This is a genomic window from Parabacteroides sp. AF18-52 (assembly GCF_003479145.1).
In the GTDB taxonomy this organism is placed as follows: domain Bacteria; phylum Bacteroidota; class Bacteroidia; order Bacteroidales; family Tannerellaceae; genus Parabacteroides; species Parabacteroides faecis.
The window spans coordinates 21,882-46,229 of the sequence record NZ_QUGR01000006.1 but is presented as its reverse complement, the minus strand read 5'-3'; the positions used below and the strand labels follow the sequence as shown (position 1 = coordinate 46,229).

The following is a 24,348-nucleotide window of genomic DNA, read 5'->3' as shown; positions in this document are numbered from 1 at the left end:
CAAATACATCTTATTTACTGTAAGTCTAAAAAAAACGTTATGAAAAAGTATGTACTTTTATTAGGGCTGTTGATACAGACTGTGTCGCTTTGTGCCCAGGAGGCGTCGATCGGAAAATCGATGTTTTCCATCCATGCAGGACCTTCCTGGTATCTGGGAAAAATGATCGGGATCACAAGCAATTCCGACACCTATCGTAATGATCTGAGGAATGGGGTAGCCTGGGATGTCAATTACTATTTTTTAGGAGATAAATATATCTTCAATTCGTTTAAACTCTCTCCGGGGCTCATTTATCAGGGTGGCCGGTATAAGGGAACTCATGACGAAGGTTCTGACAAGCTTCTGATGCATTATATCGCGCCTCAGATTGCTTTATTTATGGTGAAGCAAAAATATAATCTCTCTTTGTCGACCGGCGTGGGGTATCAGTATTATAAAGATAAAAGCTTCGTGTACGATAAGCCCCGGGATGTGTCTATGAATAAGTTGGCATATAATCTTTCAGCCGGTGGTGAATATCTTCTCTCATCGCATGTGGGTATTTCTGCAAAACTGAACTGGATTGTCACGTCCTCCGAAAGTTATTCCGTCAAATATCACGGTCAGAAATGGCAGGTCGAATCGCCTGAATTGAATGGAGGCGGGGGCTGCTTCTCCCAATTATCCTTGTTGTTCGGTATGAATTTTCACTTTTAATCAGAGACTGTTATGAGACATATATTATTTATCTGTTTGTTGTTTTTTTGCGTAGCCTGTGAAGAAAATAAATCGGTCGATCCGACGCTCATGCCCGAGACGACTACGACCGGGGAGAATACGTTAGGCTGCCTGATAGATGGCTGGGTGTATGTCAGTGGCCGGTGGAGTTTGCCGGCTGCCGAATATGCAAAACTGCAAGATAGTACCAGTATGACGATTTCGGCACAGGTCGGTTTCGACTCGTTTCTCCGTTTTACGATAGCCAACCCCAAACAGGGTGAAACACTTCCGTATACAAATGTGTCTTTTGATAATCAAAATATAGAGGATGGGAAAGTACACATTACCCGTATGTCTGACGGAATATTTAGCGGTACTTTCGAAGGCGGGCGTATGACAAAGGGGCGTTTCGACCTGAAATATAAGGAGTGAATGAATTTGGGCGAGGGGGTTATAGCTGTTTTAAAACTTCCATCACATAGTTGCGCCGTTGCCGTGAAATGCTGATGGACGAACCGTCTTTCATACGGATATATCCTCCGTCGCTTTTGATGAAGCTTTTGATCTCATCCAGGTTGATCAGATGCGATTGGTGCACGCGCAGAAAATGATAGGGCGTCAGCAATTCGTCGAAGTCTTTCAATGTTTTGGAGACAATCAGTTTCTCTCCTGTCTTTAAATAGAAGGTCGTATAATTGCTTTCCGATTCGCAGCGGATGATGGAGCCGATCTCTACGAATTCTATTTTGTCGGCGACCGACAGCGCTATTTTCTTTTGTTTATCTATTGCCCGCGTGTTTTGAAGAAGGTTCTGCATCCGTTTGTTTTCCTGTTTTCGTAAGACGACCAGGACTGCTTTGTCTACGGCATGTGTCAGTTCTTCCGGGTCGATAGGCTTCAGTAAATAGTCGAGTGCACTGAAACGGATTGCCTGGATCGCATAGCTGTCGTAAGCGGTTACAAAAATCACCTCGAAAGGAATATCCGGAAGATTTTCGAGGAGGGAAAAACCGGTATCGTCACCCAGCCGGATATCCAGAAAAAGGATATCCGGTTTTACTTCGGGTAGGACGGTACGAGCTTCCGTAACGGAACTGCAGATGGCCGATATACTGATCTGCGGGCAATAAGTCCCGATCATGCGGAGCAGGTTCTCGCGGTTCCCCTGCTCGTCATCTACAATTGCTGCGGTTATTTTCGTATCCATATTTTGTCTTATAAAGGAATGGATAACCGGACATGGCAACCGGAAACAGCTTCTTTCTCTTGTCTGTTTTCGATCGTAACACCGATTTCCGTGTTGTATAATGTTTTCAATATTTCAAATTCATTGGTGACGGCACGGATGCCGAAGCCTCCATTTGCCTCTGTATCCAGTCCGGGACCATCGTCAGTGATGTCGATTATCAATAACTGGTTTTGCAAAGATAATCTAATTATAATCTCTCCGGTACCGCGCGGAGCGATTCCGTGTTTAACTGCATTTTCGACGAAGGGTTGTATCAGCATTCCCGGTATTTCGATCGTATCCGGCTGGATATTTTCGTCTACCGTCAGGGAGTAGGAGAAGGGGAAACGCAGCTGTTCCAGTTTCAGATACAACTGTAGTTGTTCGATCTCGTCGGAGAGGGTAACCAGTTTCTTTTCGGACGTAGCCAGTACCTTTCGCAGTAAGCGGGAGAAGTCGATCAGATATTTATTCGCCTCCTGATTGGCTGAACGATTGATCAGATTCTGGATCGAACTGAGTGCATTAAAGATGAAATGCGGGTTCATCTGGGAACGGATCGCACGCAACTCGAGTTCGCGGATACGACGGCGGTTAAGCTCCTGCTTTTGTTTGTTTTTGGTTCGGAAATAGTAAATAAGACCGATGATCGCAGCGAGTAAAAGCGCACCTATAACACCTTCTTTGAATCCTTTTATGAAATCGTTGAAGGACTTATCTTCTCTGTTCAGGTCTTTTTTAACTAAATCGATGATTGTGTCTATGTCAAAATCCCAGAGTCTCCGATAGAGAATAGTTCCGTCTTCGCGCATCAGAATGGTGAGTGGGTAGATACCCTTAGACTTTAAATCTTGTACTTGCTGGCTGGGTATAACTTTGTATGGCTTTACCTTCTCAGCATTATGAGAGGAAAACTTTGAGTATAGTTCGAGTTGTATGGTGGAAGTTAGTCCTTCCGCTTCAATACGCTGTTTCAAGTCGAGTGCGTTTTGGAGATTATTGGCGGGAAGACCATCCCATGTCAATAGTTGTAACAGGATGTATTTTCGGTTGTTTCCTTTTGACAGGTGCAGGCTATCAGTTATAATCAGATCGGTTTCTTTAATATTCTTTCCGGCTTCAAAAGGTAACAGCTTATTGTATGTGTTTTTTAGATCGTTTGTCAGGCTGGTATCCGGGCAGGAACTGATAAAATCCTTGTAATCCGCTTCTAATTCGGATAGCATTTTTTCACCCATTAAAGCCTTTAGATTAACTTTGTTTACTTGATATTTTGGATAACCGGAAAGGATTTGTTTAGTTAATAGATAGTCTTCCTGTTGGGTTAATCCTTTCTGCTTGTTCAGATATAGATTATCCGATTTGAGTTCCTGTTTTTTATAAATAGTATAGACATACAAAAAATAATTATAATTTGCTGCACCCTGTTTTTTTAGACTATATGCATAATCGATGAGTGGACTAACAGATGTAAAGTAGGGAGCTTGCCAGTCGGGTAAGCCGCTTTTGCGCCAGACATCTTTGTCAGTGGTAAACATGCAACGCCGTAGGATTTCACTACCTTTAAAATACTCTTCCGAGAGTTCAAATACTCTTCGCCAATAGGGGTCCATCTTCTTGAAATCTTTCTCAAAGGCCGTTTGAAAAAGAGAATCGCGGGACTGAAATGCTTTTTTCTGATCGGCGGGAGAGGTACTGTAAAATTCAGAATTGTAGTAAGAGAATCGCATGAAGTTATATTGAAGGTTGTTTTGTTCATTTCCTCGTCCTTCGTAATGGAAGGTATGTGTATTGGCATAAACTTCTTTATCCTGGACAATGGAATCTCCCGGAGTGAGCAGTAAAGTCACTCGTTTTCCGACTTTGTATTCTGTCGGGTAGGGGATAAATATTTTTTTATGAATAGTCGAATCTCCGGATGCGTCGATATCGAAATCACAGCAGATAAATTCAGTATTCGGTGGAAGAGGGAAGGAGGCTTCGATAATCCGTGTATTCGGTACAGGGAAGTTAGGTACATCTTTTTTCCATCCGGTCAGGAGATCGTCGGCTGTTGGAATAACCAGCTTTTCCAGATCTAAAGAATCATGGACTGATACTTCTGTATAGGTAGATAATCCTTCCTGTCTTACTCCAAAAGGGATATATGCTTTTGAATAGGAGTAGAGTGAGTTCACTTTGTCGGATATGAGTGCTTTTCCACTTTTCCGATCATACGTAGCATGCAAAATCTGTTTACCTGACACACTATCTTTGAAGGCAAAATCTTGCTGGTAACGGCTGTCGAAATAATAAAAGCCTTGTTTCTTTTGGTCATTATGACAATCATACAGATTATCCAGCGTATAGTCAATAGAAATAGACTTATCCGTTCTGTCCGTCACTGTTGCCCGGATAATAACTCTTCGGATATTTTCCGCTCTCCAAGGAATCTCTTCTTGAATTCCCGGTGCCACATAAGGATAATAATTAACACATTCAAAAGTGAACCAATCCCCTTTTTTTAGAGAATCGCGACTGTAAGGAGTAAATGATTCCGCCCATCCGCTCCATGTCAGGCATAGGAATAGGAATAAAAATAAGAGTCTCGCTTTCATAACTGTAAATTTAAATGAAAAATCCGATTACAGTTCAAAAGTATAGGCGAAAGGCTTTCACCTGGTTGAAAAATGAGTGAATGGCGGGTTTGGGTGAGAATCTGTCACAAGGATATTTTGCTTATCCTTTGTTTCATTAGAGGTTTTGTTGTATGTTTGCAACATTGAAGTTTATTTTAACAATTCCGAGACTATGAACAATTTAATTAAGACAGACAAAGAGTATCAGCAATGGCTGATAGAACTCAAACAGCGTATCAGACAAAGCCAGATCAAAGCGGCTTTAAGAGTAAATACAGAACTTCTTGAATTGTATTGGAGCATTGGCTCTGATATTGTTCGTAAACAATCCATTTCCAATTGGGGTGATAGCGTTATTGAACAACTAAGCGCTGACTTGCGTATCGCTTTTCCTGAGATGAAAGGTTTTTCAGCTCGTAATCTGTGGTACATGAAAAAGTGGTTTTTATTTTATTCTGGTAATGAAATAAAACTGCACCAACTTGGTGCAGAATTTCAACAACAGAAACTGCCACAAGTTGTGGCAGAAATACCATGGAGACATCATACAGAGATAATCACAAAATGTAAATCTGTAGACGAAGCTTTATTCTATTTGAGAAAAACAAAGCAAGAAGGTTGGAGTCGTGCTATACTAATTCATTTTATAGAAATCGATTTATTTCATGCTCAAGGTAAATCTATTTCAAACTTTTCTTCAACTCTTCCTCCGTTACAAAGTGAGTTAGCTCAGGAGACACTAAAAGATCCTTACAACTTTGACTTCCTTATGCTGACGGATGGCTATAAAGAAAAAGAGTTGGAAAAAGCATTGACTGATAATCTCACTCGTTTTTTGTTGGAACTGGGAACAGGCTTTGCTTTTGCTGGGCATCAGGTTCCAATTCAGGTTGGAAAATCCACTTATTACATAGATATGTTATTTTATCATTTCAGGATGAAGTGCTTTATAGTGGTAGAACTTAAAACGGTTAAGTTCGAGCCGGAGTTTGCCGGTAAATTGAATTTTTATGTAACGGCTGTAGATCGTCAGCTGCGTAGACAGGATGATAATCCTACTATTGGCCTATTGATTTGTAAGGATAAAGAAGATGTCGTTGCCGAATATACGTTAGCTGACATACACAAACCTTTGGGGGTATCGGCTTACGATTTACGAAATATTCTACCCGAAGAATTTAAAAGTAGTTTGCCTACGATTGAAGAGATTGAAAGAAATATGAAAGATTAAAGAAAATGTAGGGATTAACTCTCCCGGCATTCCGATGGTACGGTATAATTTTTTCTTGTAGTAGCTTCTGAATGAGGATCAGTCTTGTCCTGCATACATTAAAAATTAAGTTCTTATGCAACATGTTGATAATATCTGGCATCTATATATTTAACAATGTTATTAAATATGTTATGAAAAAGTTAGTACTCCTTTTGTTTGTTGCCCTTATCTCTATTCAGATATCCGCACAAGAGTTTCATTTTATTCCCCGTATTGGGTTTAACCTGGCTAATACCTATCCGGAAAGCTTTGCTGATATGCGTCCGGGAGTCAATGTCGGAGTTGCCGGGGAAATTCGTTTTTCCAAATTGTTTGCACTGGAACCAGGTATTTATTATTCCATGCAAGGACATCGGTATAAATATAAAGGAGAAACATCTAAATTGAATGTTGATTATTTAAATATACCTCTTCATGTAAAGTTTTATTTGTATAAGGGATTTCATATGTTTGCCGGGCCACAACTGGGAATTAATGTAAAAGCTAAAGCTACGGATTTTCAATACGAATTGAATTATAAGCCTTCCGAGACAAGAACTTTTTCGGGAGATATAAAAGACGACGTTCGAAATTGTGATTTGTCTTTCTCCATGGGAGCCGGTTATGCTTTTGATATGGGATTGGTTCTTTCTGCAAATTACAATTTAGGATGTACTTATCTTTACCGTGACTCACAATGTGCTCCCGGTAGTGTCTGCCTGTTCAAAGGGAAAGAACATAATGGAGTTATCCAATTGAATGTCGGATGGCGTTTTTAGATTAAAACCGTATGGATAAAGCTGCTCCGAAAGCCTGGTTTTCGTGATCATAAAAAGGAGATGTTATTATCATTGTGCTCTCTTTTCTATTTAATCTGAATAGCCTTTTGTTGACAGGTAAGAGCCAATAGCCTATACGGGCACTCAGAATACCGATACCTGCCCCTGCCAGTACATCATTCAGCCAATGCCTATTGTTGTAAAGACGTAAAGCTGCCACGCTGCTGGCTATGAGGTACGCACTGATTCCATATCCCGGACCGTATTCTATACGGACCAATTCGGCACCCATAAAGGCTGTGGCGGTATGTCCCGAAGGAAAAGAATTTTCAGCAGAGGAATCCGGTCGTTTCTCGTCTATGGCTAGTTTTGTTCCGTTTACCATTATGCCCATTGCGAGATAAGATGTGGCTGTAATGATGAGTCTTTCTTTGAATGAATGTTTGGATTTTACACCAATCAAGCCCAGACCAGCATAAGATATAACTGGCAGGTATTGTATGTAATCGTCCGCATGAAAGAAACGGTTCTTTCGCAGGTCGGTCATCTGATCTTTTACTGAGTGGTTGACCGATTGTAGGAAACCATTACAAACACCCCATGATCCCACCAGTATAAGAGATGCCGGAAGTATAAGTTGCTGTGGGCGGAATTGTATCGTTTTGTCGTAATAAGTGTTTGAGATAGTATCTTTAACTTCCCCTCCATTGGCCCATAGAACACCCGGAACAAAGAGAAGAAGAAACAACAATAGGCTTGTTTTCATTCTTGTTTACACGTTCAGTTATTTTATACGAATATTCAACTGTAAATACCTTATTGGATAAAGCCGTAAAAGGAGTATTTTTTTAGTTAAATTTTATAGCGCAAAGATATGGACAAATGGATGTGTAGTTTGGTAAATAGGTGGTTCCAAATAGTTTACATATTTGTTTCATATATGGATACAGGGAGGGTGTTTAAGAAGTAAACAGGTCGGTTTTTACCGCCTCGGAAAGGTCCTGGAAGAAATTGTGTCCTAGAATGCAGGAGATGCGCCAAAGTTGGTAGGTATCGATACTTTCCTTGCTGAAAATTTTATATACATTCGGACGGGTACAACACAATTGTGTTGCAAACCAAGTAACTGTACGTCCCTGGTCATGAAGCTTAAGCTCAATAAGCCGTCCAACATGAATCATGGTAAATTCCTGGCTTGTACCCGACTCCCTTAGGTGGTTCGTTTCTGTAAAAGAAAGTCTATATACAAGAAGGCGTGGGAATCTTACCTTCGCCCGTCCCGTATTTCAGGGCCTTCGCATTGCCCACCTGTCGAGAACGAGCAACGCAGAAAGCCCACGCCGATATGTACTACAAACCATATATTTCTTGGGTAAGAAATACACAGATGCTTGTATAAACATATCAGGAGGACGTCTTTGTTGCTATTTATCATTTCGACAGGTCAAAAGTTGCGAAGTTCTGAAATACGAAAGACAAACGCTAATAAACGTCTTCTTTATAAATAAACCACTCTCCCCAGCACCCACCCTGGGGCTTTCTGCTGAGGAGTCCTTTACAAAGGTAGGAAAAAATGGAGAAACAAAAATTATAAAGAGGGAAAATTCATATAGGAGCTGCTCATTGATAGTTGAAGAAATGAGGAATTAGAGCCATTGTAGATATTGATTTTATTTCTAACTTTGTAGAAACGATATATTTATGAAATCTGTAGCAGAATATAAGGAGATATTATCCAAATTTAAAAAAGAGTTTGGACCGCAGTTCGGTATTAAAGAACTAGGTATTTTTGGTTCTGTAGCTAGAGGAGAACATACAGAAGAGAGTGATCTTGATATATTTGTTTCATTGGAGAAAGTTGAGCCATTTATCATTTTCGACCTTAAAGAGTTATTGGAAGCTTTATGTAAATGTAAGGTCGATTTGGTGCGGCTAAGGGACTCATTGCGTCCGGCATTAAAGAATAATATCCTGAAAGATGGCATTTATGTTTGATAAAAGAAGAGTACTGGATCGTTGCGATCAGATTGTTGAGTCTATTGATCTGATAATGCAATGGAGCAAACCGATTCTATCTCCGGATGACTTTTTGCTTTCCCCGGAACATGTTTTGATTTTTGATGGTTGCGTGATGCGTCTCCAAATCATTGGTGAAAATATTAAGAAGATAGACGAATGTACCAATGGAGAACTCTTCTCAGAATATCCTGAAATACCTTGGCGAAAGGTAATAGCCCTTAGAAATATCATATCCCATGAATATGCGAATGTTGATGAAGAGATTATTTTTGCTGTTATCAGACAGAGCCTACCTCCTTTGAGGACTGTAGTATTAAAAATAAGTAATATGCTTCAAATATAATTTTTTGCCAGAGGAATGCCGGGATTAACTCTCCCGGCATTCCTCTGGTAAAATAGCCAACGCTTTATTTTCATTCTCTTCCATGATCTCCCTCTCCCCCGGTCCTTTATCGTTGATGCCGCATAGATGAAGAATTCCGTGGATGATTGTGCGATGCAGTTCTTCGTTGTAAGGTGTTTCGAACTTTTCCGAATTTGTTTTTACTGTATCCAGGCTGATAAAAAGGTCGCCCGATATTTTGTTGCCGCTGGTATAATCGAACGTGATGATATCGGTGTAATAATCGTGTTGCAGATACTGGCGGTTTACCTCCAGAATCTTTTCGTCGGAACAAAAGATATAGGTGATATCCCCTGTCTTTTTCCCGTATGTTTCTGTCACCGCTTTGATCCAGTTGCTGACAGCCTCTTTTTTGATAGCCGGAAGTTCGATGTCTTCCGCGTGAAATGATATTGTCATAATGCTATTATTTATCTTGTTTATCTATCAGAATAATACGTTAAAAAATATTACTCGCAGTACTAATTTCAATTACCCGCCATATTAATCCGATTTACCCGGTATGGTAATGACATTTTGATAATCCGATCTGATCTCTCAGGCAAAGAAGATGTATGTCAGAGTAATCGCGGCAATTGCCCCTACCAGGTCTGCCAGCAGAGAACATTGAATAGTATAACGTGTATTGCGTATGCCTATGCTGCCGTAGTAAAGTGCGACTACGTAGAATGTCGTATCCGTCGAACCCTGTACGATGGATGCCAATCGTCCGACGAACGAATCGGCTCCGTATGTGTTCATCGCATCCAACATCATCCCCCGTGCACCGCTTCCGCTTAACGGTTTCATTAAAATAGTCGGCAGGCCACCCACAAAATCTGTATTTATGCCTAAAGCACCTACCCCCATTCGGATACCTTCAATGATAAAATCCATTGCCCCTGAAGCCCGGAATACGCCTATTCCGACCAAAATGGCAACCAGGTACGGTATGATCGTGACCGCCGTCTTGAACCCCTCTTTAGCCCCTTCGATGAATGTGTCGTATACATTGATCTTTTTGCGGATACCGCTGACGATGAATCCGCAGATGATCGTAAACAATAAAGTGTTTGCAAATAAAGTCGAATAAAGGGAAACCTGTTCCTGTTCCAATGAGTTGAACAGCCAGACCAGTCCGCCGATAAAAGCTGCTAATCCGCCGAAGAACAGAACCAGATTTTTTTGGAGCAGATTGATCCGCTGTTTGATGCAGACAGCCAGTATGGCTACTAATGTGGATGAAAATGTCGCCAGCATGATCGGCAGGAATACATCCGACGGATTAGCCGCCCCCAGTTGTGCCCGGTACATCATAATGGTGATCGGGATAAGTGTCAATCCCGAAGCATTGATACAAAGGAACATGATCATCGGATTGCTGGCCGATTCTTTTTCGGTATTCAGTTCCTGCAATTGTTGCATGGCTTTCAGTCCCATCGGTGTGGCCGCATTGTCGAGTCCCAGCAGGTTGGCCGAAATATTCATAAAGATCGAACCCGTTACCGGATGGTCTTTCGGTATTCCCGGGAATAACTTACTGAAAACCGGAGCAGCGAATCGGGCAAACGATTGGATCACCCCTCCTTTCTCCCCGATCTTCATGATACCGAGCCAAAGTGATAGAATCCCCGTTAGTCCGAGTGAAATCTCAAAGCCGGTTTTGGCAGATGCGAAAGACGAATTGATGATCTCGGTAAATACGGCAGTATCACCTGCAAAGATCAGTTTACCCAGTGCGACAACGAATGCGATAAGAAAGAATGCAATCCAAATGTAGTTTAGAACCATATTGTTTTCATATTATGCTCACAAAAATAGGAATTTATTAACGATAGATTTGTATTTTTGCCCGAATAATAATCGTAATGACTTATGACAAAGATATTAGTAACCTACGACATGTTCCGCGAGGGCTTCACGGAGCTGGAAAGCAAGTATGATGTGACTTTTCCCGACGGAAGAGATTTTACTTATGAGGAAGTATTCGAAATGATCCCGGAGTATGATGTATTGTGCTCCATGTTCGATTTCCCGGTGAATAAAGAACTGATCGACCATGCACCGGATTTAAAGATGGTAGCCAATTATGCGGTAGGTTACAATAATATCGATGTGGCTTATTGCCTGGAAAAAGGTATTACCGTGGCCAATACTCCGGACCCGGTGACTGCTCCTACGGCAAATCTGGCACTCGGTCTGATGATCGATACCGCCCGCCGCATTACCGAATGCGACCGTAAATTGCGCACTTTAGGCAAGGAAATGAAAATAGGCGTACTCGAAAATCTGGGTGTGAATATTACCGGACAGACGTTGGGGATTATCGGTATGGGACGTATCGGAAAAGCACTTGCCAAACGTGCGAATGCCTGTGGCATGGAAGTGATCTATCATAACCGCCGCCAATTGTACGTAGATGAAGAAACGAAACTGAATGTAACGTATGCCTCTATGGAGGAGTTGTTGGCAAAGTCCGATTTTGTCTCCCTGAATGCACCTTATACGCCTGACACCTATCATATCATCGGCGAGGAAGAATTGAAGCAAATGAAACCGTCTGCTATCCTGATCAATACGGCCCGTGGTCCGCTGGTGGACGAACAGGCACTCGTGAAGGCTTTGCAGGACGGAACGATTCATGGAGCCGGTCTGGATGTATTTGAATTCGGCGATTATCCGCTGCCGGAATTACTGGAGATGGATAATGTCGTACTGACTCCCCATATCGGAACACAGACGCTGGATGTGCGTATCGTCATGGCCCGTACGGTTTGTAATAACGTCATCGGATTTTTGGAAGGCGACCGTCCTGTATCACGTGTCATGCGTCCATGACGGCAGAGTTTATATTGAGCGAACTTCTCTCGATGGCGAATCCGGAGAAGGCTGCTTTCCTGCAACGTTTCTTTAAAACGGGGCCGGGACAGTATGCTGAAGGCGATGTATTCCTGGGACTGGTCGCTCCCCTCACCCGCAGTATCGCAAAGGCGAACAAACAAACTCCTTTACCCGAATTGCAGAAACTGATGGATAGTGAATATCACGAAGCACGTCTTTGTGCCCTGCTGATCGCCGTCGAGCAATTCAAAAAGGTTTCGGAAGCCGACCGAAAGAAGCTGTACGATTTCTATCTGGGCAATGCCCGCCGTATCAATAACTGGGATCTGGTGGACGTTACCTGTCCGCATCTCGTGGGGCTTTACCTGCTGGATAAAGACCGCTCCCGGTTGTATGAACTGGCGGAAAGCGATTGCCTGTGGGAACAACGCATCGCGATGGTTTCGACGGTGACGTTTATCCGTAACCGTGAATATACCGATACGCTGGCTCTGGCAGAAAAACTGATGTCGCATAAACATGACCTGATGCACAAGGCTGTGGGTTGGATGCTCCGTGAAGTCGGAAAGAAAGACCGGGAGACTTTGTCTGCGTTCCTGGAGGAATATGCCACCCGTCTCCCCCGTACGGCACTCCGGTATGCCATTGAACATTATCCGGAGGATCAGCGTCAATATTTCCTGAAGAAGAAATAACAGATGGACGAACAGATAAAAGAAAAGCTCCGCCAGTGGGCAAAAGAATATAATGTAGATGCATTTATCCCGGACGATCCGGTACAGTTCCCGCACCGGTACACCGAGAAGAAAGATATAGAAATATCCGCCTTCCTTACCTCCTGGATTTCTTACGGACGCCGGGAGCTGATCTTGCGAAAAGCGAACGAATTGCATGCCGCAATGGGCCCCAGTCCGTATCGCTGGATCATGGATGAAGGATATAAGGAATTGTCGGGAAACACGGTGGAATCGGGTAAAAGGGATACTTTTTACCGTTTCTACACCTACTCCCATCTGCGGCAGTTGTGCGAACGGATGAGAAGTATCTACGGCAAATATGATTCGCTGGAGGATGCTTTGGCTGCCAGTCCGTATTCCAATCCGGTCACAAAGATACAGGATGTGTTCCGGGATATCGAAGGGATTCCGGTGCTGACGGGTACTTCCGCCTGCAAACGCCTGGCCATGTTCCTTCGCTGGATGGTCCGGAAAGACGGTATTGTCGATTTCGGCATTTGGGGAACATCGATACGGCCGCATGAACTGATCATTCCTTTGGATACGCATGTCCATCAAATCTCTCTGGAACTGGGACTGACCAACCAAAAGAATGCCACCCTGAAAACAGCTGTCGAGATAACCGAAGCCTTGAAAGAAGTTTTTCCCGACGATCCCTGCCTGGGCGATTTTGCTTTATTTGGCTATGATATAAATAGGAAAACGACGTTGTAGGTCGTTTTTTGTCATGCCTTTATCCATTGAATGCCTGTGTATGACAAATAACAAATACTTTTCTGTTTATGTAGAAGCGTTTATTCTATAATAGCCAGGTTGACGTGGGGAGTGCGGATGCCCGGTTTCAATTCACCGTTGACGATGATAAGGCTGTCGCCTTTCAGTATGGCACCTGCTCCGGCACGGGCCAGTTGTTCGTATTCACCGAGGTTGGTCCATTCTTTGGTGAAGGTATTGTATTGCAACAAAGCAGTATTGAATTTGTACCATTCCACCGGATGAAACATGTAAGATTTCCCCTCTTCCTGTAATGTGCCGACCAGAGCAGTGTCGCCGTCTGCTTCGGCTTTTTCGATCAGCTTCGGGCGGTTGACGGCTGCCAGGAAACGGTCGTAATTGACGCCGCCCATGAATAAGATCGAACTGTCTTTATAGGCAACAGCACAACCGCCGGTGAAGGTCCGCCGTGCTCCGTTGTCAAATAAGGGCAATTCCGTCTCTGTAATCCACTCTTTTGTGCCCGGATGGAATGAGAGCATATCTGATGGTACAATAGCATCCTTATCCCCGGAAAGAGGCTGAAAACCGCCTGCCAGGTAGATGCGTATTCCGTCTGCAGACTTTTGAGCGGCTAAGACAGGCTGGACACGAGCCGGACAGGGGATGTCAGGTAGCTTTTCCCAATCCCCATCCAGGTTCTTATCTAGTTTCATGGCAAAGAAGCTATTCCCCGGCCTTTTATTTTCATTGCCTCCGGCTACATAAACCGTATGGTCGGCATAGGTGGCTGAGAGGTTATCCATCGGGACAGGAAGGGATGCCAATCGGCAGATATGCACGCTTCCATCGTTGTCCGAAGTGGACAGCAGGTGGACATCTGTAAAGAAATCGGTGCTGTTGTTGCCCCCGATACAAACGACGCCTTCCGGTGTCGTGACGGAGGCTCCGTAAGCAACCGGTAAAGGAAGATTGCCTGCTTTTTCCCATTGGGCGTTTTTATCTGAAAGGTCGAGGGTGAATATATCGCTGTAATATTTCTTAGCTCCCCCTTCGGTGACGGGTTTATCAGGAAAGTTGCAACCGCCGGCAACCACCAGTTTGCCGTTGCTGATACCGGCAAAGGGGGCCGATACTCCCAGTGATGCCGTATCTGCCATTCCGGGCAGATCGGGTAATTTGCTCCAATTAATCATGATATTGTTCGGTTTAGAGGTAGGACGATTGCATCCTGTCAGCAATATGACCAGCAGGATCAACCATCCGTTTACTATTGATTTGTTATACATAATGTTGTTGTACTTTCACGCTATATGACGAATAATTCATATACCTGTGCTTTATTATTCCTTTGACCTGAATGTGGATGCCGGAAGTTCATCCCCGTTTACCAGGTTTGCACGGGTGAATGGCTGCCAGCCGTAACGGACCAGTTGAGGATGGGTGATCTTTTCATTCCAGATTTTGACCTTTCCATCGATAATTTTTGCTTGTGCCGGAACAAATAGACCGTTGTGTTCTGCTATCTCGAAGGTACGTAACGGCTCTCCGTCGGAAGTATGCAAACCATCTGCATACTCAAAAGAGAGATAGGCGGCACCATCTTTGAATTCAACCGAACTGAAAAGCGGGCCGGACGGTGTGATCCGATGTCCGTATGTCTGGTTTAAAGCCCAGCGGGCCAGGCGCTCCCCTATTTCACGCTTGTATCTTGGATGCACATTCAACGAATCTCCCCGGTCGCTGCTTACAGCCATGCCGCAGTTCGGGATTTCTTTCATCATCCGGCGTTGGCTGTTACGGAACCACGTCCAGCTCGGACGGTCGATACTGGATAACTGCACGTAGTAGAACGGGAACTCTTCTCCCCAGTTTTTTCGCCAGCTGTTTACTAATAAAGGGAACAGACGCTCATGTGTCTCTATATTCTGTGCATTCGATTCTCCTTGATACCAGATCACTCCTTTGATCGGATATTGCTGTAACGGCCTGATGCCAGTTTCATACAGGTAACAAGGTTCATACGGGTGTCGTTGTAGCTTGTTCGTCGATTTTTTTATGTTGAGGGCTGCACGTCCGCGTACCCAATCCTGGATGAAGTCGTTTTGCATCCAGTCGTACAGGATGTCGGTAAAGTCGAACTCCAATGTTTTCCGGTCTATCCAGGCTTCTGTACCGGAACCTCCGACGGCATTCAATATGAGTCCGACCGGAACTTGCAGACTATCCGAAAGTATCTGTCCGAAGGAGAAGGCTACGGCCGAGAATTTATCGGCTGTCTGTTCGTTGCATGCCGTCCATTGTGCGTCATGGTAATATTGCAGTCGGTTGAGTGAATCCATTACCGCTTCATCCCATTCCTCTGCATTCGTGAACCAGCGGGGTACCATATTGAAGAGCCGGATTTGCGGTTCTTTTTTCGCATACGCTGTCAGTTCTTTATGCTGTGAGTCCGCTAGTTCATTTACGCGAAAGGCCATGTTAGACTGGCCGGAACAGAGCCATACTTCACCAATCAATACATTCCGGTAAACGATCTTTTGAGAATCGGCTGTTTTCTTTTTCCCCTTTTTGTCGGTTTTTCCGGAAACAGCCTCTACTGTCAGCTCGTAAGGGCCTCCTGCCTGAAGCGGCTCGAGGGTGACGGACCATTTTCCGTTCGGAGCCGTAACGGTTTCCTTTTTCTGACCGGCAATCTGTACGGTTATCTTTTGACCGGCATTGGCGATACCTGTTATAGGTAACGGCTTTTCACGCTGTAAAACCATATTGTCCGAGTAAGTGACCGGCATTTGCAGTCCACCGTAATTACCCGTCAGCTCCTGACAGATTGTTTTTGCCAGGATACCTGCCCCCTCCGTATTCGGGTGAAGAGCATCGGGCAAGAGATCCGGGCGGTTGTAGAGTCCGGCTTGCAGGTCGATCAATCCCGTATTGCCCAATTGTGCGATTTCTTCGATGGTAGCCTGTTCCTGCCAGTACCAGTCGCGTGTACCCGATTTGAAACGAGGATGGCGATGGGCAATCGGTGTCATCCGGCAAATCCATATTTTACATTCCGGATTTACTTTCCGGAAAGATTCGATCAGGGAGAGATAGTCCGAGACGAAGTTATCCCGATAGTTCGGCCAGTTGCGCGGATCGGTGTCGTTGAGTCCGAGATGGATAACAACCAGGTCGCCTGCAAAATCGAGAGCTGCCCGGTATTCCTCCTGTTCGCTGTACGGACGGTGTCCTTTGTTCAGTAAAGTGGCGCCGCTTTTCCCAAAATTCATTACTTCGTAATCCTCTCCCAGCATCCGCTGCAGCTGTGCCGGATACGAATTTACTTCCCGGTTTTTTATGCCTGCACCATAGGTTACACTGTTACCTACACAGGCCACCTTGATCTTTTTCTGAGCATAGGCAGTCGTGCAGAGTAACAAGCATAGTAATAAAAGCGTTTTTTTCATTGTATGATGATCTGTTTATCTTTTCTTATCCGGCGAGTAGATCAGTCCGTCTACCGCCTTTTCACCGTCGGGTGTAACAAATACGAATGTGAACATCCATTTGACAAGCCGTACTTCCGGCAGACGGAACTTGCCGACCGGCAGTTTCATGAATACCTTGTTCCATCCTTTCTGCAAATGGACTTTTGTCGGTTCACGTCCCACGCAATTTTCATTTCCCAGCAGGACTTCATTCGATTTTTCCTTGTGCGTGGCTGTCCATACAGGAGGCAGTATTTCCTCGTCGTTCAGCCATACACGGCTTCCTTTATAATCCCATTGTCCCTGTGGCGGTGCAAGGTCCATTTCCGACCGGCCGTAGTTCTGGAATTCGATCCAGGCTCCGACTTCCTGATCTTTGGGTGAATGAACCCAGGTCCAGGCATAAGCGGTATGATCTTCCTGCGGGTCCTTATAGAAACAGGGAATAGTATTTCCCCATACGTGGCGTAAATAGATTCCGGCTCCTTCACTATCGTTCGTTCCGTATGTTTTTCCTTCGTATGTGTAACTGTCTTGCAGCTCGGTTTCCGGAGGAAATACGCTGCCCATATCTCCGTTATTCGGGAATGCATCGGTGATACGCCATTTGATGTCTGTCTGTTTTACATAAGGGAAAGGATATCCCCGGAAATTATGTTCCTTATGCCAGAGCAGACGTTGTTCGAACTCTGTAAATGCTTTATATTCCTCACTGTTCCGGGGAGGCATATTCGTTCCGTATTTATCGAAATACTCATATCCTCCTCCCCGCCAGGAACGTTCGGCGATAGTCAGCATGTTCGGATAAAAGATATTCTCGTTGATGATCTTTTCTTCCGGTTGCACCCAACGGTCGTTCCAGATAGCGAGGATGACACCCGCCATATCGTTGCTGCCTTCGGTATGGCGGTAGATATTACTCATAAATAATCCGCGCAGATCGGCAAAGGTATCGAAATGGTTCAGGTAGTGGAAACGCGAATCTATTGTAGGTATTCCTTCCTGAAGTTTTCCCCGGTAACTCCACATATGTATCATGTCGATCTCTCCCGGCTGATAATGCCATCCCGGATTCCAGGAAATTACTTTTTTACCTTTTGATCGTACAAAAGCGACCATTTCGGGCACAAATTGCGGGTTGGTGAACTGTACCTCGTCCGTTCCGATGTGAAGGTACGGCACATCGAATGTCTCACATACTTCCTCGATCAGCAGTTTCAGTATTTTCATACCTTCCGGACTTTGCATATCGTGGCGGAATGTACTTACGAAGGCGGCACTGTGTCCCGGCATATCGAATTCCGGGATCAGCAATACCTGGTGCTGTTTACAAAATTCAACCAGTTCTTTGGCCTCTTCCAATGTATAATATTTACCCGGCATACGGGTTGTATGGATGCTGTCGTTGAGCATTGGGAAGATCTTGCTCTCCAGTCGCCAGGATTGGTTTTCCGTGAGGTGCCAGTGAAATACGTTGATCTTGTATTGTGCCAGTTTGGCTATTTCCCGTTTCAGTTCTTCCATCGGGATGTAGGTACGTCCTACATCCTGCATAAATCCACGGATACGGAAAGCAGGCCAGTCGATTATTTTACATCCGGTGACGAAGGATCTGCCGCCTTTCTTTTCCGTCAACTGGCGGAGGGTTTGTATGGCCCGATAAACGCCCTGTTCTGTGGTTGCCTCGATAGCGATCCCTTGCGATGATACCTGTAGTTTGTAGGCTTCGTCCTGATTTATTGTTGCTTCCGGCAGGTTTTCGACAAGCGTTACCCGGAAAACTTTTTTACTGGCAGGATTTATGTTGATATTGCTTTCCTGCAGCCAGCCGGTAACCATTTGTCCGGTATTTCCAGCCAGTGAAAGTGAAATATCTTTGCCTGAGAACGTCTGCTTCGTCCAGTCCACTTGCTGTGGCCAGGGAAGTAAGTTCAGGTTACCGGCAGCATATGCCACCGGTAGCCATAAACATAGTATAAGTGTTACGAACAGTTTTTGCTTCATCCGTTTTATTTAATAAGGTCAGCTATTTTGATAGCCTGGAAAGTCATGTGCGCTACGCTTGACTCATAGAAGATTCCAACGGTTTCCTTGTCGATCATAGACAGGCAACTGTATCCCCATCCCTCTGCTTCGTCCAGTAATACCTGATGTTCGGCAGGCCATGTCAGACCGCCGTCGAGACTGGCTTTGATCGTGATATGGTTACGTCCTTTAGTTGTATTCGGGTTGGAGAACAGTAACAGTTTCTTTCCGGTGATGTTGTCTTTTGCATCTACTTTGATGAGGCTTGCCATACATACCGGTTCCTGGAGTGTACTCCGGCTGGAAGGATGTTCCGTCCAGGTTTTACCCAGGTCTTTGGTCGTTGCAACTGCCCGGCTACCGCCACGGTTGTCACGCATGTTCAGCATCAGTACCCCCGGTTCGACTTCTGCCACCTGTGCTTCGGTCGTATTGGTACGTGCCAGATTATGCAGATGCCATGTTTTACCACGGTCTTTGCTGTACATAACACCCGCATTCGGAACACGTGTAGCGTCGATGAACTGAATAGGGAACACCAGTGTACCATCCTGCATCGTGATGCCGCGCCCCGGGCCTTGCAACAGGAAATACCAGGAAGGATCTTTTACCTGTGAAGTGATATTGATCGGTTCGCTCCAGGTCTTACCGTCGTCTTCGCTTTTTACCAACATCAATTGGGCCGTTTCGTCGGGAGTCATTCCCGGCATGGAGTTCCACCATGCACGTCCGTTCCCCATACCGTGTGTCCAGGCGGCAACGATCCAGATCGTATTTGTCTTCTCATCGACCAGAATGGACGGGTCGCCCACACCGTTCTGTGCATGAGGCAAACCACCGGTTTCACCGAATGTCATGGCTACACGCATCGGTTCCCAGGTCTGCCCTTTGTCGGTACTGCGGCTGACACCTATGTCGACCATTTCCTGTAAGTCTACGCTACTGTTGTAACGGATATCATAAACCCCCAGAAGAGTTCCGTTATTCGTTGTCACAAGCCCCGGGATACGGAATGCGGCGGAGCCGTCGTCTCCGGCCTGGCGTACGCCTACCCCTACACGGCGGGGAGATTCCGCTTTACCGCTCCAGGTGATTTCCATCGGTTTGTTATTGATGACTGCTTCCGGTATGGTAAAGGAAACTCTCGATAGCAGAGATGTTTCCGGTTTCATTTCAATACTGACCCAGTAATAATTCGGACCTTTTACCATCGGCTGTTTGGAGGTCAGTGTAATGGTGTTTCCCGGAGTTGTTATTTCATCCTGTTTAACAGAGTAGGAAAGGTTGGCTGTACGTGTTTTTCCCGGAGTGAAACTTGTTACATAAGTCACCGGATTAAAATGAGTTCCTTCCCTTGCGGGGGCTTCCGTCCCACTATAGAACAACCGGACAGCCTTTATATCGGATACATTTGTTTCATTGCCGAATTGAAGAGTCAGTTTATTTAATACATCCCCTTTCTGTGCAGGAATACGCATTTCCAGCAGCACATTGTCCGTACGATCGATCAGAATCGGGATTTGCTGCTCCCTGATGTACAGGCTGTCTGCAGCAATAGCGGTTTGCACGATGAATAGAAGACAGAGATAAAAGATGCTTTTTTTCATGATAATTGTTCTATGAATTAGTAAATGTAGTTTCCAAAGGTAACGATTTCATGGTATGCCTGCCGTTACCTCTGGAACTTTTTATTGATATTCTTATTGTTAATCCGTCATATTTGCCACTTTCGGACGAAGGAAGCATATCTGTATCAGCAGGGCGATGGCAACAAGGCCTGCCAGCATGGCAAAGTCATGTCCCAGGTTTCCGGCATCTGTCGATCTTCCCAGCAGGTCTGTGATGGCAGCTCCGGCAAATACCCCTGTCATATTCATAATGCCATAAGCGGTTGCACGGTAACGAGGTGAGATAAACTGGCAAAGGATCGGCATATTGTTTGCATCGAAGATACCGAAACCGATACCGAAACAAAGTCCGCCTCCTACGATCATCAGGAAGTTATGACCGAAACCAAGCAAAAGTAACGATGGAATGGTCAATGCCAATCCGATAGCGCCGGTATAGACACGGCCGCGTACGTTTGTCTGTATCCATCTGTCCGACATGATCCCGCCGGCAATTACACCGATAAACGAAGATAAGGCGATCGTGATCGTCGATAACGGTCCGGCTTCCGACATATCTATGGACAGATTTTCGGAGAATAGCGTAGGAAGCCAGTTTTTCGTTGCCCAGCCGGGTAAGCTCGGGGTGGCAAAATAAAGCAGGATGATCCAGAAGGAAATGTTGGTAAACAACATTCCCATTCCCTTGAGGGCTCCTTTGACCGGATTCTCGACAGCGGCGCCTACTTCTTTTATCTTATGAATGATATGATCTTTTTTATCTTTCAGGAACAGGATCAGAACAACGCTGTATGCAATACCGACAATCCCGAACCAGTGGAAAGTCGTTTCCCAGGTGAAAGCGCTTGCTACTGTTGCTCCGAAACCTCCCAGAGCCTGTCCGGTGTAAAGTCCGGTCATGTGAATACCAACTGCCAGTGAACGGGTTTTCCCCTGGTGATAGTCGGTGATCAGAGATAATCCTGCCGGGATATATAAGGCTTCACTTACCCCCATCAGGGCACGCAGGAAATAAATCTGGTTGAACGTGGTGCAATAGCCCATCATAAGTGTGACAAACGACCAGACGAACAGACTGCCGACGATCAGCCATTTGCGGTTTACCCTGTCGGCTATCATTCCTGCTACGGGACTCATGAATCCGTATATCCAGAGGAATACGGCCATCAGTCGGCCGAAATTGGCTGCCGATTCCAGTTCGGTGATGTCGATCATCATCGCATCTTTCATGGTAGAGAGCATCTGCCGGTCCATATAGTTCAACAGGGCTACTCCCCATAACAGACCGACAACTACCCAGGGGTATATCTTTTTATTATTCATTTCGTTATATTTTAGAGGCGAAAACAAAGTTTGGTGAAGATAAGCCATCTGAAGTTCATTTGCCGTCTGCTTTAGCTGACGGAGCAGTAAATGATCTATTTCTTTGGACTTTAGTCCCATTTTAAACAATCTCCTTTTGTTAAGAGAAATGTGGCTAAAGCCTAAAGAGGAAAACAACTTGTAAACCGTCAGCTAAAGCAGACGGCAAATGAACTTTTGACAGCATTTTCTTTCTGTTTATGTTATTTTGAAAGGATTTCTTTGCAAAGCAGATTGCATTTCAGAAGCATCCGGGGGATGTGGAACGGGCCTTTGTACATATTTCCTTTGGCCGGCTGTGATAATGTACCGTCATAGTGGAAATAACCGTACCATTCGCCATATTCCCTGTCCGGGAAACGGGCATATGTATATTCATTGATCATCCGGTGCATTTCCAGATATTTTGCATCACCGGTGGCCTCATAGGCATAGAGTGTGGCAATGATGGCTTCACATTGGGGCCACCAGAATTTCATATCATGCCAGTATTCCTGTTGAGGAAGGTTTTTGCAGTCTTTGAAATAGCTGATTCCACCGTATGTTTTGTCCCAGCCCCATTCCCAGGCCCAGTCGAGAATGGTTAATCCCATTTCTTTCAGTTCGGGATCCCAGTTCCGGTATTTGGCCTCTTCCAGAATGAACCAGGCTGTTTCGATGGAATGGCCCGGATTGATCGTACGGCCCGGTATCGAGTCGATGAATTCGCCGTTTGGACCGACTGTTTCGAGAATCGTTTTGAATTCCGGCTTCATAAAGTCACGACGTAATTCGGCGATGGATTCGTCTATTTGCTTTGTAAGGATCTCGTCGTTGATGGCTTCACGGATACGGGCTGCCGTATCGATCAGGATCATACAGAAAGAATGTCCCTTCGCAACGAATCCTTCACGGAATTTCGGTTCCAGTAATCCCGGTGTATTTTTATAATGAAGGATCTGCTTGAATAGTTTTACCGCTTTATCGGCATAGCTTTTATCTCCGGATGCAATAGAATATTGCGCCATGGCAATGGCTGCAAAAGTTTCGGAGAAAACATATCTTCTTTTGCGCACAGGGATACCGGTTGCCGTCACTTCATAAAACATACGTCCATCCGTATCGAAGCAATATTTCTCGATGAAATCGATACCGTTCTTACAGGCTTCCAGCCATTCGGGCTTTTTCTCGATATTGTTGTAAGCATAAGCCAGGATGAAGGCGAACCGCCCCTGGAACCATACGGATTTATTGGAATCCATTAAGGAACCATCCCTGTTCAAGCAGGTGAAATAGCCGCCGTTCTCTTTGTCGATGCCGTATTTCAACCAGAATGGCATGACATCGTTCAGGAAGTCGCTTTTGTAAATGTCGCCCCAGTAACCGATATATTCGGCCGGCTGGGCAATATTTGTTTTTGCATCCATAATGATTAGAATTTGTTACATCTTTCAAAGAAATTGATAGCTTCGAGTTCAGCTTTCATAGCTGCTTCTTCCGCATCGGTCATATTCTGGAACGGTGTGCGGTTCTTTCCGAGATCCAGGCCGATCAGTTTCATGATACGCTTGCCTCCTACGATGTTTCCACGATAATGGCAGATCACGTTGATCACTTCCTGTGAGAAGTTTTGCTTTTCGCGGGCTGTTTCCAGGTCGCCGGCTTTCCATGCTTCAATGATGCCGACCAGTTCTTTTCCGTTATAATTGGTTGTTCCGCCGATTCCACCTTGTGCACCGCCCATTGCGAGACAAGGCAAAATCGTTTCGTCCTGCCCGTGAAGCATGTCGAATTTTCCGTCTTTGTATAACCGGCATTGATTATATTCGTAAAGACTTTCGTATGTATATTTGATCCCGGCGAAATTAGGAATGCGGCCGTCTACGGTTTTCAGGAAATCTACCATCGGGAGGAAAGCACCGTTGAATGCAGGGATATGATAATAATAGAAAGGCAGTTCCGGTGCCCCGCAAGCAATCTCTTCGCAGTATTTCACCAATTCTTCGATGCGGTTTACTTTCGGAAACGGAGAGGCCATGGCTCCGATACCCCATGCTCCGATCTTTTGTGCATGAGCTGCCAGGTTACGACTGGTCTTTACGCAAGTACTACCCACATGTACGATGACTTTGAATCCTTCGGGTGCTGCTTCCATCCACCGTTCAGCGAGTTTGATACGCTCTTCTTCCGTAAGCATGTAACCTTCACCGGATGAACCGTTGATGAAAACACCTTTTAATCCGTTGTTGACAAGAAGTTTGGCATAAGCTTCAATGGGTTCGTAATTCACTTCTCCATTTTCATAAAACGGAGTAAACGGGGCATCGATAAGTCCTTTAATTCTTTCCATGGTGTATAGTGTTTATTCTTTATGTGTGTTGCTGTTTAAAAACTTGACAAATATAAATAAAATATTTTATTAATTAGGGTGTGAATTGAGAATTATTTTCTTAATTCTTTGTTTTTGTGTGATATTAGTGCCTCTTATTACCCAGGATTTGTCTTTAGACTTAGGTAAGAAGAATTCCAAAGGAGGCTATATTTATATTGAATATAGCGACCTTTGGAATAGGAGTCAGTTAAATATTAACTATCAATTATGTTGAAAA

Annotated in this window: 22 protein-coding genes; 9 read left to right on the top strand and 13 right to left on the bottom strand. The window is 44.7% G+C overall.

All coding sequences use genetic code 11. From position 1 onward, the window contains the following. Positions 1 to 39 precede the first annotated feature (39 nt). Entirely contained in the window at positions 40 to 699 is a 660-nt protein-coding gene (locus DWX23_RS11860; RefSeq protein ID WP_122374650.1) for a hypothetical protein, read from the top strand. 12 nt (positions 700 to 711) lie between these two features. Continuing rightward, on the top strand, positions 712 to 1,134 hold the full coding sequence (locus DWX23_RS11855; protein ID WP_122374649.1) for a hypothetical protein: 423 nt from the start codon (positions 712 to 714) through the stop codon (positions 1,132 to 1,134). 19 nt (positions 1,135 to 1,153) lie between these two features. Here the strand turns inward: DWX23_RS11855 and DWX23_RS11850 are convergent, their stop codons facing one another. Both DWX23_RS11850 and DWX23_RS11845 read right to left on the bottom strand, forming a co-directional pair. Then, on the bottom strand, positions 1,154 to 1,909 hold the full coding sequence (locus DWX23_RS11850; RefSeq protein WP_122374648.1) for a LytTR family DNA-binding domain-containing protein: 756 nt from the start codon (positions 1,907 to 1,909) through the stop codon (positions 1,154 to 1,156). 8 nt (positions 1,910 to 1,917) lie between these two features. Next, positions 1,918 to 4,527, bottom strand: a complete 2,610-nt coding sequence (locus tag DWX23_RS11845) for a sensor histidine kinase (RefSeq protein ID WP_122374647.1) — start codon at positions 4,525 to 4,527, stop codon at positions 1,918 to 1,920. 193 nt (positions 4,528 to 4,720) lie between these two features. Between DWX23_RS11845 and DWX23_RS11840 the strand changes: the two genes are divergently transcribed. Together DWX23_RS11840 and DWX23_RS11835 are read left to right on the top strand one after the other, a co-directional pair. Beyond that, a complete protein-coding gene (locus DWX23_RS11840) occupies positions 4,721 to 5,779 on the top strand; it encodes a YhcG family protein (RefSeq protein WP_122374646.1) in 1,059 nt (352 codons plus the stop codon). A 173-nt stretch (positions 5,780 to 5,952) separates the two neighbouring features. Continuing rightward, positions 5,953 to 6,579, top strand: coding sequence for a porin family protein (locus DWX23_RS11835; RefSeq protein WP_122374769.1), 627 nt, complete (start codon positions 5,953 to 5,955; stop codon positions 6,577 to 6,579). 1 nt (position 6,580) lies between these two features. On the opposite strand, the gene DWX23_RS11830 is transcribed toward DWX23_RS11835, so the two are convergent. Continuing rightward, positions 6,581 to 7,345: a phosphatase PAP2 family protein gene (locus DWX23_RS11830; protein ID WP_122374645.1), complete on the bottom strand. Its 765-nt coding sequence runs from the start codon at positions 7,343 to 7,345 to the stop codon at positions 6,581 to 6,583. A 193-nt stretch (positions 7,346 to 7,538) separates the two neighbouring features. After that, positions 7,539 to 7,760, bottom strand: coding sequence for a hypothetical protein (locus DWX23_RS11825; RefSeq protein WP_122374644.1), 222 nt, complete (start codon positions 7,758 to 7,760; stop codon positions 7,539 to 7,541). Between the two features lie 520 nt (positions 7,761 to 8,280). Here DWX23_RS11825 and DWX23_RS11820 point away from each other — a divergent pair. Further along, positions 8,281 to 8,574: a nucleotidyltransferase family protein gene (locus tag DWX23_RS11820; protein ID WP_122374643.1), complete on the top strand. Its 294-nt coding sequence runs from the start codon at positions 8,281 to 8,283 to the stop codon at positions 8,572 to 8,574. Beyond that, on the top strand, positions 8,567 to 8,941 hold the full coding sequence (locus DWX23_RS11815; protein WP_122374768.1) for a DUF86 domain-containing protein: 375 nt from the start codon (positions 8,567 to 8,569) through the stop codon (positions 8,939 to 8,941). The genes DWX23_RS11820 and DWX23_RS11815 overlap by 8 nt, the downstream gene beginning before the upstream one ends. A 24-nt stretch (positions 8,942 to 8,965) precedes the next feature. Here DWX23_RS11815 and ybeY read toward each other — a convergent pair whose 3' ends face one another. Both ybeY and DWX23_RS11805 read right to left on the bottom strand, forming a co-directional pair. Beyond that, entirely contained in the window at positions 8,966 to 9,400 is a 435-nt protein-coding gene (ybeY, locus tag DWX23_RS11810; protein WP_122355355.1) for an rRNA maturation RNase YbeY, read from the bottom strand. A gap of 138 nt (positions 9,401 to 9,538) precedes the next feature. Then, positions 9,539 to 10,771: a nucleoside recognition domain-containing protein gene (locus tag DWX23_RS11805; protein WP_122374642.1), complete on the bottom strand. Its 1,233-nt coding sequence runs from the start codon at positions 10,769 to 10,771 to the stop codon at positions 9,539 to 9,541. Between the two features lie 84 nt (positions 10,772 to 10,855). On the opposite strand from DWX23_RS11805, the gene DWX23_RS11800 reads away from it, so the two are divergent. The 3 genes from DWX23_RS11800 to DWX23_RS11790 are packed head-to-tail and all read left to right on the top strand — an operon-like array spanning position 10,856 to position 13,272. Continuing rightward, a complete protein-coding gene (locus DWX23_RS11800) occupies positions 10,856 to 11,818 on the top strand; it encodes a 2-hydroxyacid dehydrogenase family protein (protein ID WP_122374641.1) in 963 nt (320 codons plus the stop codon). Next, positions 11,815 to 12,516, top strand: coding sequence for a DNA alkylation repair protein (locus DWX23_RS11795; protein ID WP_122374640.1), 702 nt, complete (start codon positions 11,815 to 11,817; stop codon positions 12,514 to 12,516). The genes DWX23_RS11800 and DWX23_RS11795 overlap by 4 nt, the downstream gene beginning before the upstream one ends. A gap of 3 nt (positions 12,517 to 12,519) precedes the next feature. Next, positions 12,520 to 13,272, top strand: coding sequence for a TIGR02757 family protein (locus DWX23_RS11790; protein ID WP_122374639.1), 753 nt, complete (start codon positions 12,520 to 12,522; stop codon positions 13,270 to 13,272). 80 nt (positions 13,273 to 13,352) lie between these two features. Here the strand turns inward: DWX23_RS11790 and DWX23_RS11785 are convergent, their stop codons facing one another. The 7 genes from DWX23_RS11785 to DWX23_RS11755 form a co-directional block, all read right to left on the bottom strand. Further along, on the bottom strand, positions 13,353 to 14,561 hold the full coding sequence (locus DWX23_RS11785) for a cyclically-permuted mutarotase family protein (protein WP_122374638.1): 1,209 nt from the start codon (positions 14,559 to 14,561) through the stop codon (positions 13,353 to 13,355). Positions 14,562 to 14,615: 54 nt separating this feature from the next. Continuing rightward, a complete protein-coding gene (locus tag DWX23_RS11780; RefSeq protein WP_122374637.1) occupies positions 14,616 to 16,724 on the bottom strand; it encodes a GDSL-type esterase/lipase family protein in 2,109 nt (702 codons plus the stop codon). Positions 16,725 to 16,739: 15 nt separating this feature from the next. Then, complete coding sequence (locus tag DWX23_RS11775) at positions 16,740 to 18,749, bottom strand: family 20 glycosylhydrolase (RefSeq protein ID WP_122374636.1); 2,010 nt, start codon at positions 18,747 to 18,749, stop codon at positions 16,740 to 16,742. A gap of 5 nt (positions 18,750 to 18,754) precedes the next feature. Next, entirely contained in the window at positions 18,755 to 20,377 is a 1,623-nt protein-coding gene (locus DWX23_RS11770; protein ID WP_122374635.1) for a sialidase family protein, read from the bottom strand. Between the two features lie 99 nt (positions 20,378 to 20,476). Beyond that, a complete protein-coding gene (locus DWX23_RS11765) occupies positions 20,477 to 21,721 on the bottom strand; it encodes an MFS transporter (protein WP_122374767.1) in 1,245 nt (414 codons plus the stop codon). 242 nt (positions 21,722 to 21,963) lie between these two features. Then, entirely contained in the window at positions 21,964 to 23,166 is a 1,203-nt protein-coding gene (locus DWX23_RS11760; RefSeq protein ID WP_122374634.1) for an AGE family epimerase/isomerase, read from the bottom strand. 5 nt (positions 23,167 to 23,171) lie between these two features. Then, positions 23,172 to 24,089: a dihydrodipicolinate synthase family protein gene (locus DWX23_RS11755; RefSeq protein ID WP_122374633.1), complete on the bottom strand. Its 918-nt coding sequence runs from the start codon at positions 24,087 to 24,089 to the stop codon at positions 23,172 to 23,174. Positions 24,090 to 24,348: the final 259 nt, after the last annotated feature.

Bases quoted from the DNA above. Each gene is read 5' to 3' on its own strand.
- DWX23_RS11860 (WP_122374650.1), top strand. From the start codon at position 40: ATGAAAAAGTATGTACTTTTATTAGGGCTGTTGATACAGACTGTGTCG.
- DWX23_RS11855 (WP_122374649.1), top strand. From the start codon at position 712: ATGAGACATATATTATTTATCTGTTTGTTGTTTTTTTGCGTAGCCTGT.
- DWX23_RS11850 (WP_122374648.1), bottom strand. From the start codon at position 1,909: ATGGATACGAAAATAACCGCAGCAATTGTAGATGACGAGCAGGGGAAC.
- DWX23_RS11845 (WP_122374647.1), bottom strand. From the start codon at position 4,527: ATGAAAGCGAGACTCTTATTTTTATTCCTATTCCTATGCCTGACATGG.
- DWX23_RS11840 (WP_122374646.1), top strand. From the start codon at position 4,721: ATGAACAATTTAATTAAGACAGACAAAGAGTATCAGCAATGGCTGATA.
- DWX23_RS11835 (WP_122374769.1), top strand. From the start codon at position 5,953: ATGAAAAAGTTAGTACTCCTTTTGTTTGTTGCCCTTATCTCTATTCAG.
- DWX23_RS11830 (WP_122374645.1), bottom strand. From the start codon at position 7,345: ATGAAAACAAGCCTATTGTTGTTTCTTCTTCTCTTTGTTCCGGGTGTT.
- DWX23_RS11825 (WP_122374644.1), bottom strand. From the start codon at position 7,760: ATGATTCATGTTGGACGGCTTATTGAGCTTAAGCTTCATGACCAGGGA.
- DWX23_RS11820 (WP_122374643.1), top strand. From the start codon at position 8,281: ATGAAATCTGTAGCAGAATATAAGGAGATATTATCCAAATTTAAAAAA.
- DWX23_RS11815 (WP_122374768.1), top strand. From the start codon at position 8,567: ATGTTTGATAAAAGAAGAGTACTGGATCGTTGCGATCAGATTGTTGAG.
- ybeY (WP_122355355.1), bottom strand. From the start codon at position 9,400: ATGACAATATCATTTCACGCGGAAGACATCGAACTTCCGGCTATCAAA.
- DWX23_RS11805 (WP_122374642.1), bottom strand. From the start codon at position 10,771: ATGGTTCTAAACTACATTTGGATTGCATTCTTTCTTATCGCATTCGTT.
- DWX23_RS11800 (WP_122374641.1), top strand. From the start codon at position 10,856: ATGACAAAGATATTAGTAACCTACGACATGTTCCGCGAGGGCTTCACG.
- DWX23_RS11795 (WP_122374640.1), top strand. From the start codon at position 11,815: ATGACGGCAGAGTTTATATTGAGCGAACTTCTCTCGATGGCGAATCCG.
- DWX23_RS11790 (WP_122374639.1), top strand. From the start codon at position 12,520: ATGGACGAACAGATAAAAGAAAAGCTCCGCCAGTGGGCAAAAGAATAT.
- DWX23_RS11785 (WP_122374638.1), bottom strand. From the start codon at position 14,561: ATGTATAACAAATCAATAGTAAACGGATGGTTGATCCTGCTGGTCATA.
- DWX23_RS11780 (WP_122374637.1), bottom strand. From the start codon at position 16,724: ATGAAAAAAACGCTTTTATTACTATGCTTGTTACTCTGCACGACTGCC.
- DWX23_RS11775 (WP_122374636.1), bottom strand. From the start codon at position 18,749: ATGAAGCAAAAACTGTTCGTAACACTTATACTATGTTTATGGCTACCG.
- DWX23_RS11770 (WP_122374635.1), bottom strand. From the start codon at position 20,377: ATGAAAAAAAGCATCTTTTATCTCTGTCTTCTATTCATCGTGCAAACC.
- DWX23_RS11765 (WP_122374767.1), bottom strand. From the start codon at position 21,721: ATGAATAATAAAAAGATATACCCCTGGGTAGTTGTCGGTCTGTTATGG.
- DWX23_RS11760 (WP_122374634.1), bottom strand. From the start codon at position 23,166: ATGGATGCAAAAACAAATATTGCCCAGCCGGCCGAATATATCGGTTAC.
- DWX23_RS11755 (WP_122374633.1), bottom strand. From the start codon at position 24,089: ATGGAAAGAATTAAAGGACTTATCGATGCCCCGTTTACTCCGTTTTAT.